This is a genomic window from Mesorhizobium sp. WSM4845 (genome assembly GCF_055811455.1).
Genome location: NZ_JBVVQA010000010.1, coordinates 115,362 through 126,775, shown reverse-complemented (window position 1 = coordinate 126,775; position 11,414 = coordinate 115,362). Strand labels below are relative to the sequence as shown.

The 11,414-nt window shown below is 64.3% G+C and carries 13 protein-coding genes; 11 read left to right on the top strand and 2 right to left on the bottom strand.

The window, feature by feature from the left end; all coding sequences use genetic code 11:
* Nucleotides 1–108 precede the first annotated feature (108 nt).
* The 7 genes from ribH to AC0L2C_RS14235 all read left to right on the top strand — a co-directional run bounded on the left by ribH (nt 109) and on the right by AC0L2C_RS14235 (nt 6,378).
* A complete protein-coding gene (ribH, locus tag AC0L2C_RS14265) occupies nt 109–603 on the top strand; it encodes a 6,7-dimethyl-8-ribityllumazine synthase (RefSeq protein WP_091591567.1) in 495 nt (164 codons plus the stop codon).
* Nucleotides 600–1,100 (top strand): transcription antitermination factor NusB, encoded by a 501-nt coding sequence (gene nusB / locus AC0L2C_RS14260; protein WP_023798402.1) that lies wholly within the window; start codon nt 600–602, stop codon nt 1,098–1,100. Before ribH ends, nusB begins: the two co-directional genes overlap by 4 nt.
* On the top strand, nt 1,097–2,314 hold the full coding sequence (locus tag AC0L2C_RS14255) for an MFS transporter (RefSeq protein WP_473523614.1): 1,218 nt from the start codon (nt 1,097–1,099) through the stop codon (nt 2,312–2,314). Before nusB ends, AC0L2C_RS14255 begins: the two co-directional genes overlap by 4 nt.
* A gap of 251 nt (nt 2,315–2,565) precedes the next feature.
* Nucleotides 2,566–3,477 carry a glycine betaine ABC transporter substrate-binding protein OsmF gene (gene osmF / locus AC0L2C_RS14250; protein WP_473523613.1) on the top strand — a complete coding sequence of 304 codons (912 nt, stop codon included), beginning with the start codon at nt 2,566–2,568 and terminating at the stop codon, nt 3,475–3,477.
* A 38-nt stretch (nt 3,478–3,515) separates the two neighbouring features.
* Complete coding sequence (locus AC0L2C_RS14245) at nt 3,516–4,682, top strand: ABC transporter permease (RefSeq protein ID WP_287221734.1); 1,167 nt, start codon at nt 3,516–3,518, stop codon at nt 4,680–4,682.
* The gene (locus AC0L2C_RS14240; protein WP_473523612.1) at nt 4,679–5,617 is read left to right on the top strand and encodes an ABC transporter ATP-binding protein; all 939 of its coding nucleotides are present in this window, start codon (nt 4,679–4,681) and stop codon (nt 5,615–5,617) included. Before AC0L2C_RS14245 ends, AC0L2C_RS14240 begins: the two co-directional genes overlap by 4 nt.
* Nucleotides 5,614–6,378 carry an ABC transporter permease gene (locus AC0L2C_RS14235; protein ID WP_128246704.1) on the top strand — a complete coding sequence of 255 codons (765 nt, stop codon included), beginning with the start codon at nt 5,614–5,616 and terminating at the stop codon, nt 6,376–6,378. Before AC0L2C_RS14240 ends, AC0L2C_RS14235 begins: the two co-directional genes overlap by 4 nt.
* A 49-nt stretch (nt 6,379–6,427) precedes the next feature.
* Here the strand turns inward: AC0L2C_RS14235 and AC0L2C_RS14230 are convergent, their stop codons facing one another.
* Nucleotides 6,428–6,628 (bottom strand): type II toxin-antitoxin system HicB family antitoxin, encoded by a 201-nt coding sequence (locus tag AC0L2C_RS14230; RefSeq protein ID WP_023798395.1) that lies wholly within the window; start codon nt 6,626–6,628, stop codon nt 6,428–6,430.
* A gap of 109 nt (nt 6,629–6,737) precedes the next feature.
* Between AC0L2C_RS14230 and AC0L2C_RS14225 the strand changes: the two genes are divergently transcribed.
* Together AC0L2C_RS14225 and AC0L2C_RS14220 are read left to right on the top strand one after the other, a co-directional pair.
* A complete protein-coding gene (locus tag AC0L2C_RS14225; protein WP_128175976.1) occupies nt 6,738–6,851 on the top strand; it encodes a DUF2165 family protein in 114 nt (37 codons plus the stop codon).
* Nucleotides 6,852–7,102: 251 nt separating this feature from the next.
* Complete coding sequence (locus AC0L2C_RS14220; RefSeq protein ID WP_128175974.1) at nt 7,103–9,244, top strand: sodium-translocating pyrophosphatase; 2,142 nt, start codon at nt 7,103–7,105, stop codon at nt 9,242–9,244.
* A gap of 292 nt (nt 9,245–9,536) precedes the next feature.
* Here the strand turns inward: AC0L2C_RS14220 and AC0L2C_RS14215 are convergent, their stop codons facing one another.
* On the bottom strand, nt 9,537–10,082 hold the full coding sequence (locus AC0L2C_RS14215; protein WP_128175972.1) for an outer membrane protein assembly factor BamE: 546 nt from the start codon (nt 10,080–10,082) through the stop codon (nt 9,537–9,539).
* Between the two features lie 114 nt (nt 10,083–10,196).
* On the opposite strand from AC0L2C_RS14215, the gene AC0L2C_RS14210 reads away from it, so the two are divergent.
* Together AC0L2C_RS14210 and AC0L2C_RS14205 are read left to right on the top strand one after the other, a co-directional pair.
* Nucleotides 10,197–10,739: a ubiquinol-cytochrome C chaperone family protein gene (locus AC0L2C_RS14210; protein ID WP_027154625.1), complete on the top strand. Its 543-nt coding sequence runs from the start codon at nt 10,197–10,199 to the stop codon at nt 10,737–10,739.
* Between the two features lie 26 nt (nt 10,740–10,765).
* Nucleotides 10,766–11,329 carry a YceD family protein gene (locus tag AC0L2C_RS14205; RefSeq protein WP_023798390.1) on the top strand — a complete coding sequence of 188 codons (564 nt, stop codon included), beginning with the start codon at nt 10,766–10,768 and terminating at the stop codon, nt 11,327–11,329.
* The last annotated feature ends 85 nt before the right edge of the window (nt 11,330–11,414 follow it).

Sequence of the window (11,414 nt, the reverse complement as noted above, 5' to 3'; positions counted from 1 at the left end):
GCCGGCTTCGGAGGAAACCAATAATCAGGCACGTCCGCATCTCCACCAATCTTCTGCTTGCGATCAAACCGGCTTCGGCCTAAGTCACCGGCGATCCCGGAGACATCTATGGCTGGCACATCCCAACACGGCAAAGCGTTCATTCGCCCGAAGAAGAAGGCCCACCTTCTTGTCATCGAGGCACGCTTCCACGACGACCTTGCCGACGCGCTGCTCGAAGGCGCGACAAGCGCGCTCGAGGAAGCGGGCGCGACATACGACGTCGTCACCGTTCCGGGCTCGCTCGAAATTCCCGCGGTGATTTCCTTCGCCCTCGACGGCGCCGCCGAAGGCGGGCCGAGCTATGACGGCTTTGTCGCCCTCGGCACCATCGTGCGCGGCGACACCTATCATTTCGACATCGTCGCCAATGAATCGAGCCGTGCCCTGATGGATCTGTCCGTGCAGGAAGCGGTCTGCATCGGCAACGGCATCCTGACCACCGAAAATGACGAGCAGGCCTGGACGCGGGCCAGGCGTTCGGAAGGCGACAAGGGCGGCTTTGCCGCGCGTGCGGCGCTGACCATGATCGCCCTCAAGCAACAGTTGGGAGAGCGGTCGTGAGCGAACCCGCATCGCCCGGCCAGCCCGCGGTGCGCCACGCCAACAAGCGCGGTGCAGCCCGTCTGGCCGCCGTGCAGGCGCTCTACCAGATGGATGTGGCCGGCAGCGGCGTCTTCGAGATCACCGCCGAATACGAGGCGTTCAGGCTCGGCAAGGAAGTCGACGGCGCGCTCTATCGCGAGGCCGACGCGCAATGGTTTCGCGCCATCCTCGCCGGCGTCGTCGAGAACCAGAAGACGATCGATCCGATCATCCGCCAGGCGCTGACCGAGGACTGGCCGTTGTCCAGGCTCGATTCGACGCTGCGCGCCATATTGCGCGCCGGCGTCTACGAGCTGATGAAGCGCGAGGACGTTCCGGTGGCTGTCATCGTCTCGGAATATGTCGATATCGCCAAGGCGTTTTACGAAGAAGACGAGCCGAAGCTGGTCAACGCGGTGCTCGATCGCGTGTCGCGCCGGGTGCGCGGCGAAGGGCGTGGCAAGGACGCTTCATGACGGCCGTCGCTATCGCCGAGGCCGGCAGGGAAGCGCGCCGCACGGCGCTCATCCTTGCCGCTTCGCAGGCGATCATCGGTTCGGCTGCACCCATCGCCATTTCCGTGGGTGGGTTGGCCGGGCACTATCTGCTCGGAACCGACAAGTCGCTGGCGACGGCGCCGATCACCGGCTTCAACGTCGGCGTGGCGCTCGGCGCCCTGCCGGCCGCCGCCATCATCCGCCGGCTCGGCCAGCGCGACGGCTTCATAACCGGGACGATCGTCACTGCGCTCGGCGGTCTGGTCGCCACGCTGGCGCTATTTTACGCCAGCTTCTGGCTGTTCGCCTTCGGCCTGCTGGTGATCGGCATCGGCGGTGCCTTCGTCCAGCAATTCCGCTTCGCCGCCGCCGACAACGCGCCGGCTGAATTCAAGGCGCGCGCCATCTCCTTCGTGCTGGCCGGCGGCATCGTCACCGCCATCCTTGGGCCGCAGATCGTCATCTTCACCCGCGAATTGTTTGCGCCGGTGATGTTTGCCGGCTCGTTTGCCTCCATCCTGGTGCTGGCGGCGGTCGGCGCCGCCATCCTGTCGTTGCTGCGCATCCCGGCCAAGGCGACGGGCAAAGCGGAAATCGCCGACAGCGACGCGCGGCCGCTCGCCGAGATCGTCACCAGGCCGCGTTTCGTTGCGGCGCTGTTTTGCGCTGTCGGCAGCTATGCGCTGATGAGCTTCGTCATGACCGGCGCGCCGCTCGCCATGGTCGGCTGCGGCCTGTCGACGGACGACGCCACGCTCGGCATTTCCTGGCATGTCATGGCGATGTTCGCGCCGAGCTTCTTCACCGGCTCGCTGATCTATCGCTTCGGCGCCGAACGGATTGTCGCAACCGGCCTTGTGCTGCTGATCGGCTGCGCCGTGGTAGCGCTGTCGGGCCTGGCACTGTGGCAGTTCTGGACGGCGCTGATCCTGCTCGGCCTTGGCTGGAATTTCGGCTTCATCGGCGCCACCGCCATGGTCGCCGACAGCTACCGGCCATCGGAAAAGGCCAAGGTCCAGGGTTTTCACGACTTCGTCCTGTTCGGCTCCGTCGCCTTCGCCTCGCTGATGTCGGGCGCGGTCTACAACGCCTGGGGCTGGGAGATGCTGAACTGGATCATCTTCCCGGTGACGGTGTTGTGCTTCGTGGCGCTGGGCGTGCTGAAGATGACCGCGCGGCCGACCAGCTCATGACCCCGAACCAAAGGTTCGGAAAGGACCATGCGCAAATCAATAATGCTACAGCGTCCTTTGCGCGTCCAAACGGACGCGACGCGCTGTAGTGACATGACGCTGTCGGGATCAGACAGCAGCGGATTCACCCGCATCCGAACAAAATTATTGCCCCCATCCCCCTTCTTATGAAACCGTGTGCCCCGACGGGGCATTGAAGCCATGCTCATATGCGGCAGCCGCAGTCCGGTTCTCAGCAAGGGATTTGTGAAATGTTTTCAGTCAAGGTTCTGGCCGGCGCGGCACTGGCGCTCGGCATCACCGCAGCCTCGGCGAGCGCTCAGGTGGTCGTGTCGTCGAAGATAGACACCGAAGGCGGCGTGCTCGGCAACATCATCCAGCTGGTGCTGAACGCCAACAATATCCAGACCACCGACCGCATCCAGCTCGGCGGCACCCCTGTGGTGCGCAAGGCGATCACCGCCGGCGAGATCGACATCTATCCGGAATACACCGGCAATGCCGCCTTCTTCTTCGAAAAGGCCGACGATCCGGTGTGGAAGGATGCCGCCAAGGGCTATGAAACGGCCAAGAAGCTCGACTACGACGCCAACAAGATCGTCTGGCTGTCGCCGTCGCCGGCCAACAACACCTGGGCGATTGCGCTGCGCAAGGATGTCGCCGAGACCAACAAGCTGGCGACGCTGTCCGACTTCGGCAAATATGTCTCCGGCGGCGGTCAGGTGGTGCTGGCGGCCTCGGCCGAATTCGTCAATTCGGCTGCCGCGCTGCCGGCTTTCCAGACCACCTATGGCTTCACGCTTAAGCCGGACCAGCTGATCACGCTCTCTGGCGGCGATACGGCGGCGACCATCGCCGCCGCGGCGAACCAGACCAACGGCGCCAACGCCGCCATGGTCTACGGCACCGACGGCGGCATCGCGCCGTCGGGCCTGGTCGTGCTCGAAGACGACAAGGGCGTGCAGCCGGTCTACGAGCCGGCGCCGATCATCCGCGAGGCAGTGCTGAAGGAGCACCCCGAAATCGAGACGCTGCTGAAGCCGGTCTTCGCCAAGCTCGACCTCGTCACCCTGCAGGAACTGAACGGCCGCGTTCAGGTCGGCGGCGAGCCGGTCAAAGGCGTCGCCGAAGACTTTTTGAAGAAGAACGGGTTTTTGAAGTAGTCAGCCCGTTTGAAAATGACGCCGGTGCGAGGCGCGCCATGACCACCCGCTTCGACAAGCTCGGCGTGGTCATCGCCGCGATCGTTGCCTATGCCGCCTTCGCGGCGCCCTTTGCCACCTTGCGCGCCAATCGCATCGTGCCGGGCGAGGCGCGCTCGATTCTTGAAGCGCTGCCGCCGACGCTGGGGCCGCTGCTGCTTGCAGTCGTCGTCGTTGCGGCGGTCGTCGCCTTGCTGAAAACGCCGCTGGTACCGCGCCTGGCCGCCAGCGTGGTCGCGCTTGCCGCACTGGCGCTGCTGATCGGCGTCGCCGGCAGCTTCCTGACGCCTGAGGGCAACAGCTTTGCCCGCATCTCGCCGGCTTCGGGTTTCTGGCTGCTTATCTTCGCCTTTACGCTGTTGCTCGCCGATGGGCTGACGAGGCTGAACCTGTCGCCATCGGCGCGGATCGGCGTGCTCGTCGTCGCGGCAGCGGCGATCGGCCTGCTGCTGGTCTCGGGCAGCTGGAACAGTCTGTCGATTCTCAAGGAATACGCCAACCGTGCCGACAGTTTTTGGGCCGAAGGCTCCAAGCATGTGACGCTGGCGCTGGGCTCGCTGGCGGCGGCGGTGATAGCAGGCTTGCCGCTTGGCATCCTCTGCCACCGCGTCGAAAAATTGCGGGCCGGCGTGCTCAACGTGCTGAACATCATCCAGACCATTCCCTCGATCGCTCTGTTCGGCCTGTTGATCGCGCCGCTCGGCTGGGTCGCCACGCATGTGCCCGGCGCGGCCTCCCTCGGCATTCGCGGCATCGGCACCGCGCCCGCCTTCGTCGCCCTGTTCCTCTATTCGCTGCTGCCGGTTGTGGCCAACACCGTGGTCGGTCTTGCCGGCGTGCCGCGCGCCGCCAACGATGCCGCACGCGGCATGGGCATGACCGAGCGCCAGCGCCTGTTCGGCGTCGAATTTCCACTGGCCTTCCCGGTGATCCTCACCGGCATCCGCATCGTGCTGGTGCAGAACATCGGCCTTGCCACCATTGCCGCGCTGATCGGCGGCGGCGGTTTCGGCGTGTTCGTGTTCCAGGGCGTTGGCCAGACGGCGATGGACCTGGTGCTGCTCGGCGCCGTGCCGACGGTGGCCCTGGCCTTTGCCGCCGCCATCATTCTCGATGCATTGATCGAAATGACCTCCACCAGGCGACGCGAGGCACAACCGGCATGATCGAGATCGAAGGCATTACCAAGCGCTATGACGCGACGACCGTCGTCGAGGACGTGTCGATGATGATCGAGCCGCGCACCATCGCCGTCATCGTCGGCACCTCCGGCTCCGGCAAGACGACGCTGCTGCGCATGATCAACCGGCTGGTCGAGCCGACCGCCGGCGTGATCAGGCTCGACGGCGCCGACAACCGCTCGCTGCCCGGCTACGAGCTGCGCCGCAGCATCGGCTACGCCATCCAGGGCCATGGGCTGTTTCCGCATCGCACCGTGGCACAGAACATCGCCACCGTGCCGGTGCTGCTCGGCTGGGACGCGGCCCGCACCAAGCGCCGTGTCGACGAGTTGATGACGCTCTACCAGCTCGATCCCCAGGCGTTCGGGCCACGCTATCCGCACGAGCTCTCCGGCGGCCAGCAGCAGCGCGTCGGCGTCGCCAGGGCACTTGCCGCGGAGCCGAACGTGCTGTTGATGGACGAGCCGTTCGGCGCGCTCGACCCGATCATCCGCAACAAGGCGCAGGAGGACCTTCGGGCGATCCAGAAGCGCTTCGGCACCACCATCATCCTCGTCACCCATGACATGGAGGAGGCGGTGCGTATGGGCGACAAGATCGCGGTGATGGATGCCGGCAAGCTGGTGCAATATGCCAGGCCCGCCGAGATCCTGGCGAAGCCGGCCAGCGCCTTCGTCGAGACCCTGGTCGGCGCCAGCGAAAAGCCGTTCAGGCTGCTGTCGCTCGGCCGGGTGCGCGACGCCGTGGAGACGGGCACCGCCGAAGGCGAGGCGATCCCCGCCGACGCCAGCCAGCGCGATGCGCTGGCCGAACTGTTGTGGTCGGGACGCCCGGCGTTGCCGGTGACAGGCGCGGATGGCAAGCCGCTCGGCCGCGTGACTGTGGATGGGCTGGTGAAACGCGCGGCGAGGCCGGCATGAAAGAGGCCGGTGTAAAAGCCTGGCTTCCGTCACTGCTCAGGCTTGCCCTGGTCGTGCTGCTCATTGCGTTCGTGACCAATCCGGGTTGGTTCGAGCCGCTGCTGAAGCCGCTGACCGAGAGCAACGCGCCGGCAATCTACAACCAGGGCAGCCTGTTGACGCTGATGCTGCTGCACCTGAGGACCGTGCTGATCGCGACGGTGGCGGCAACCATCGTTGCCGTGGCGCTCGCCATCCTGGTCACCCGGCCGGCCGGCGTCGAATTCCTGCCGCTGTCGCGCAGCCTGGTCAATATCGGCCAGACCTTTCCGCCGGTGGCGGTGCTGGCGCTGGCCGTGCCGGCCGTCGGCTTTGGCGAGAAGCCGACACTGATCGCGCTGTTTCTCTACGGCCTGCTGCCGATCTTCGAGAACGCGCTGACCGGGCTGACGACGCTGCCGGCCAATGTGGTCGAGGCGGCGCGCGGCGCCGGCATGACCGGCTGGCAAAGGCTGGTCAAGGTCGAGCTGCCGCTCAGCGCGCCGATCATTCTCGGCGGTATCCGGCTTTCGGTGGTCATCAGCCTCGCCACTGCGACGATCGGCTCGACCGTGGCGGCCAGGACGCTCGGCGAGGTGATCATCGCCGGTCTGTTGTCCAACAATCTCGCCTTCGTCCTGCAGGGCGGGCTGATCGTCGCCGCGCTTGCCGTGCTGATCTATGACGGGCTGTCGGCGATCGAGCGCTACACCGCACGCCGCATGGGGCAGGAGACGGCGTAGGCGACAGATCAGAGCTTATCGCGTTCGCTCATCTCGGCGGAAATGGACTTCAAACAGCGATTTCCATGACCCGGCCGGGTTCTGAAGTGAAAGATAGCGGCTCTACCGAGAGGCAGCCTTCGATTGCTTCACGCAAGTTCTCGACAAGTTCGTCCAAGGTTTCACCCTGGGTCGCGCAGCCGGGAATTGCCGGCACTTCGGCCCAGTAGCCACCTTCTTCGGCTTCGTGAATGATCGCCTTGAACTTCATCGGTCATCTCCAACTCCACCCTGAAGATAGGCTGCGCCGCCGATATTTGCAAAGCTGCATGAGCGCTGTCTATCTGCAAGTTCTGCCTGCCTGATCAGGCTCGCGACGGGTGTGGCAGTCCAACGTCTGCAACGGCCAGCAGAAGGCTTTCATGTTCTACTTGACCATGCTGGCGGTGCTGATCTTCGCCGTCAGGCTGGACTGCGACCTGCGCAAAGGCTGACAACCGCCAGCCGATTTCAATCGATCTGATCGGGTGGCGGCACTTGCGAGCGTGTTGCCGCCATTGCTTTTGGGCGAAAGCCGGGGCTTTTGGGCGAAAGCCGGGCAAAAACCGAACAATATCTTGACGTTCGCAGCCCTGTTTCGCATAAGCCGATGCGAGGGGAGCGGATTCGGCGCGCGGAATCCGCTCCCCGTCTCAACGGCCCAGGGAGGGGTTCTTTTGGGTCATCAATCGAGGAAAATCCGGCAATGACCATAATTTTAGCTGTCATCGCCTGCGGTCTGCTTTCAGTCCTTTACGCCATCTGGGCGACAAAATCGGTTCTCGCGGCCGATCAGGGCAATGCACGCATGCAGGAAATTTCCGCGGCCATCCGCGAAGGCGCGCAGGCCTATCTGGCGCGCCAGTACACCACCATCGCCATCGTCGGCGTCATGGTCCTGCTGCTCGCCTGGTGGCTGCTTTCGATCACCGCCGCCATCGGCTTCCTGATCGGCGCCGTTCTGTCGGGCGCCGCCGGCTTCATTGGCATGCACGTCTCGGTGCGCGCCAATGTGCGCACCGCGCAGGCGGCTTCCAACAGCCTCGCAGCCGGCCTCGAGATCGCTTTCAAGTCGGGCGCCATCACCGGCATGCTGGTCGCTGGCCTGGCCCTGCTCGGCGTCTCGATCTATTATCTGATCCTCACCCAATTCATGGGCCTCCAGCCCAACGACCGCGTCGTCATCGACTCGCTGGTTTCGCTCGGCTTCGGCGCCTCGCTGATCTCGATCTTCGCCCGTCTCGGCGGCGGCATCTTCACCAAGGGCGCCGACGTCGGCGGCGATCTCGTCGGCAAGGTCGAAGCCGGCATTCCCGAAGACGATCCGCGCAACCCGGCCACCATCGCCGATAATGTCGGCGACAATGTCGGCGACTGCGCCGGCATGGCCGCCGACCTGTTCGAGACCTATGCGGTGACCGTGGTCGCCACCATGGTCCTCGCCGCCATCTTCTTCGGCGGCACCGCCGTTCTCAGCGCCACGATGCTCTATCCGCTGGCCATCTGCGGCGCCTGCATCCTGACCTCCATCGTCGGCACCTTCTTCGTCAAGCTCGGCTCCAACGGCTCGATCATGGGCGCGCTCTATAAGGGCCTGATCGTCACGGGCCTGCTGTCGATCGTCGGCCTCGGCATCGCCACCTCGGCAACCTTGGGCTGGGGCGAAATCGGCACGGTCGCCGGCATGGCCATCACCGGCACCAACCTGTTCATCTGCGGCCTGATCGGACTTCTGGTGACCGGCCTCATCGTGGTGATCACCGAATACTACACCGGCACCGACAAGCGCCCGGTGAACTCCATCGCCCAGGCCTCGGTCACCGGTCACGGCACCAACGTCATCCAGGGCCTTGCGGTCTCGCTGGAATCGACGGCACTTCCTGCGATCGTCATCGTCGGCGGCATCATATCGACCTACCAGCTCGCCGGCCTCTACGGCACGGCGATCGCAGTCACCACGATGCTCGGTCTTGCCGGCATGATCGTTGCGCTCGACGCCTTCGGCCCGGTCACCGACAATGCCGGCGGCATTGCCGAAATGGCCGGCTTGCCCAAGGAAGTGCGCCAGTCGACCGATGCGCTTGATGCCGTCGGCAACACCACCAAGGCGGTGACCAAGGGTTACGCCATCGGTTCGGCCGGTCTCGGCGCGCTGGTGCTGTTTGCGGCTTACTCCAACGACCTGAAGTTCTTTGCCGCCAATGGCGACAAATACCCTTACTTCCAGGGCATGGGCGACGTCTCTTTCGACCTCTCCAACCCTTACGTCGTTGCCGGTCTGATCTTCGGCGGCCTGATTCCGTATCTGTTCGGCGGCATCGCCATGACGGCTGTCGGCCGTGCGGCGGGCGCCATCGTCGAGGAGGTGCGCAAGCAGTTCCGCGAGGATCCGGGCATCATGGCCGGCACCTCGAAGCCGAACTATGCGCGTGCGGTCGATCTTCTGACCAAGGCGGCGATCCGGGAAATGATCATTCCGTCGCTGCTGCCGGTGCTGGCGCCGCTGGTCGTCTATTTCGGCGTGCTGCTGATCTCGGGCTCGAAGGCGTCCGCCTTTGCAGCACTTGGCGCCTCGCTGCTCGGCGTCATCGTCAACGGCCTGTTCGTCGCCATCTCGATGACCTCTGGCGGCGGCGCCTGGGATAATGCAAAAAAATCGTTCGAGGACGGCTTTACCGACAAGGACGGCGTCAAGCATCTCAAGGGCTCCGAGGCGCACAAGGCCTCGGTGACCGGCGATACGGTCGGCGATCCCTACAAGGACACCGCCGGTCCGGCAGTCAACCCGGCGATCAAGATCACCAACATCGTCGCCCTGCTGCTGCTGGCCGTGCTCGCGCACGGCTGAGGCGGCTTGGCCTTCCGAGGCCGAGATCCACAACCGAACCCGCGGGAGCGATCCCGCGGGTTCGTCTATTTTGGACGTCCAGCATCAGGGAATTGACGCCCGTGACAGTTCCAAAAGCTCGCGTTCAAGTCGTCTGCGGCCCGCAGCCTGCGACAATGGCTTTCTGGCCCAAGACAAAAACCCGCAGGATCGCTCCCGCGGGTTTTCGGTCGCCTGAGATGTTGCTGCTTCCCCTCGAAGTTAAAAGAATGGAAGCAAAAAAGGGACGAGAAGCCGATTCTGCCGGGATTGATCAGGTGCCGGGCGAGGCGCCGCCGCCGCCGCCGGGGAGGCCGGGCGCCAGCTTGCTGGCGCCACCCATGATCTGGCTGAGGAAGTTTTGGTCCTTGCCGCCGGTCGGCGTGGTCCGCGAGATGAAGTCGAACACCTTGCCGTCCTTCAGGCCGTAATTGGCGATCTGGGTAACGCGCCCGTCCTCGCCGAAATAGACGGCCAGCACCTTCTGGTCGACCAGCCTCGGCTTGTCGAAGGCGACGTAACGCTTGCGCGTCTGTGAGATGTAGTAGAAGGCTTCGTTGTCGAAAGTCGCCTTGGTCGACGGGGTGCCGAGCGCCAGAAGCACCTGTTCGCGGCTCGAGCCGACCGGCACCAGGTCGATCGCCTGCTGGTCGATGACGTAGCCCTGCGTCAGCGTCTCGCTCGGATTGAGATCACCGATCATCTTCGACGAGTTGCAGCCGCAAAGCGCCGAAGCTGCCACCAGCAGCGAGATCGCGCCGGCGGATCTCGGAAAAGCGGACCTGGGCAGAAAAGTCGACTTGATTTTCAGCGCGCGCAACTACAACTCCATTAGCTGGCCGCAACTTGCGCTGGGCCGCAAAACCGGTAAACCAGCTTGCTCGCCGATGCAACAAGGCCAATTCAACAAACGGTCCCCGGGAGACCACCCTCAATGTTCCAGCGCCTTTTTGGTCGCGAACGTCACGCCAACCGCGCTATCACCGAGGCGCTTTACGCACAAATCGTGGCAGCGGCGCGGCAAACCGTGTTTTATTCCGACTGGGATGTCCCGGACACGCCGCTTGGCCGCTTCGAGATGCTGTCGCTGCACATGTTCCTGTTCCAGCACCGGCTGCGCGGCGAGGGTGGTGTTGCCGGGGAGGTCGCGCAGGTGCTGATCGACGAGTTCTTCATGGATGTCGAGCATTCGCTGCGCGAACTCGGCATCGGCGACGTTGGCGTGCCGAAGCGCATGAAGAAACTGGCGAAGATGTTTTATGGCCGCACCGCCGCCTATGACGATGCGCTGGAACGAAACGACCATGACGCACTCGTCGCGGCGCTTGCCCGCAATGTCAGGCCCGATGCCGGCACCTGGCCGCAGGCGACGCATCTGGCCGGCTACGTCGCCGATGTCTCCAGGCGACTCGCGGAACAGCCGACCGAATCGATTGTTTCCGGCACTGTGGCATTCCCCGCGGCCAAACCTATTTAAGAAAACAAGCCTATTTAAAGGAAAATATGAAACACGCCGATTCTCAGAGCCCCGATCGCCAGAGCCCCGTGTCCTTCGTGGCCAACGTCGCCCGGCTGCCGCAAAAGGGACTGCCGGTGCTGATCGAGGCCGACGCCGCGCAGCGCGCCGCGCTGGCAGGCGAGCACGAGTTGCTGTCGGTCGAGAACTATCGCGCCGAACTGCTGGTGGCGCCATGGAAGCGCAACGGCGTCAAGGTCAGCGGCCGCGTCGAGGCCGATATCACCCAGGCCTGCATCGTCACCCTGGACCCGATCGAGGCGCATATCGACGAGGCGGTCGACGCACTGTTCCTGCCGGAGCAGTCGAAGCTCGGGCGGCAGGGTTTCGAGGGCGGTGGCGAGATAATGCTCGATGCCGAAGGGCCGGACAGCCCGGAAACATTTTCCGGCAATTCAATCGATGTCGGGGCGCTCGCCGAACAGTTCTTTGGACTGGCGATCGATCCCTATCCGCGCAAGCAAGGCGTTTCGATGGAGGCTGCCGACGATGCCGGGACTGCGGAAAGCGAATTTCAGCAAAAGCTGCGTTCCCTGCTGGGGAAATCCTGAAAACCCGACCCAATCGGAGAAAGCCGGTTGTGCGGCAGCCCAAAAACGCTATTTTCGCCGAACCTTCGCGAGCCCCAAACCCGTT

Coding starts and splice junctions, on each gene's coding strand:
- AC0L2C_RS14230 (WP_023798395.1), bottom strand. CDS start 6,628: ATGAAGTTCAAGGCGATCATTCACGAAGCCGAAGAAGGTGGCTACTGG.
- ribH (WP_091591567.1), top strand. CDS start 109: ATGGCTGGCACATCCCAACACGGCAAAGCGTTCATTCGCCCGAAGAAG.
- osmF (WP_473523613.1), top strand. CDS start 2,566: ATGTTTTCAGTCAAGGTTCTGGCCGGCGCGGCACTGGCGCTCGGCATC.
- AC0L2C_RS14255 (WP_473523614.1), top strand. CDS start 1,097: ATGACGGCCGTCGCTATCGCCGAGGCCGGCAGGGAAGCGCGCCGCACG.
- AC0L2C_RS14220 (WP_128175974.1), top strand. CDS start 7,103: ATGACCATAATTTTAGCTGTCATCGCCTGCGGTCTGCTTTCAGTCCTT.
- AC0L2C_RS14240 (WP_473523612.1), top strand. CDS start 4,679: ATGATCGAGATCGAAGGCATTACCAAGCGCTATGACGCGACGACCGTC.
- AC0L2C_RS14210 (WP_027154625.1), top strand. CDS start 10,197: ATGTTCCAGCGCCTTTTTGGTCGCGAACGTCACGCCAACCGCGCTATC.
- AC0L2C_RS14245 (WP_287221734.1), top strand. CDS start 3,516: ATGACCACCCGCTTCGACAAGCTCGGCGTGGTCATCGCCGCGATCGTT.
- AC0L2C_RS14235 (WP_128246704.1), top strand. CDS start 5,614: ATGAAAGAGGCCGGTGTAAAAGCCTGGCTTCCGTCACTGCTCAGGCTT.
- AC0L2C_RS14205 (WP_023798390.1), top strand. CDS start 10,766: ATGAAACACGCCGATTCTCAGAGCCCCGATCGCCAGAGCCCCGTGTCC.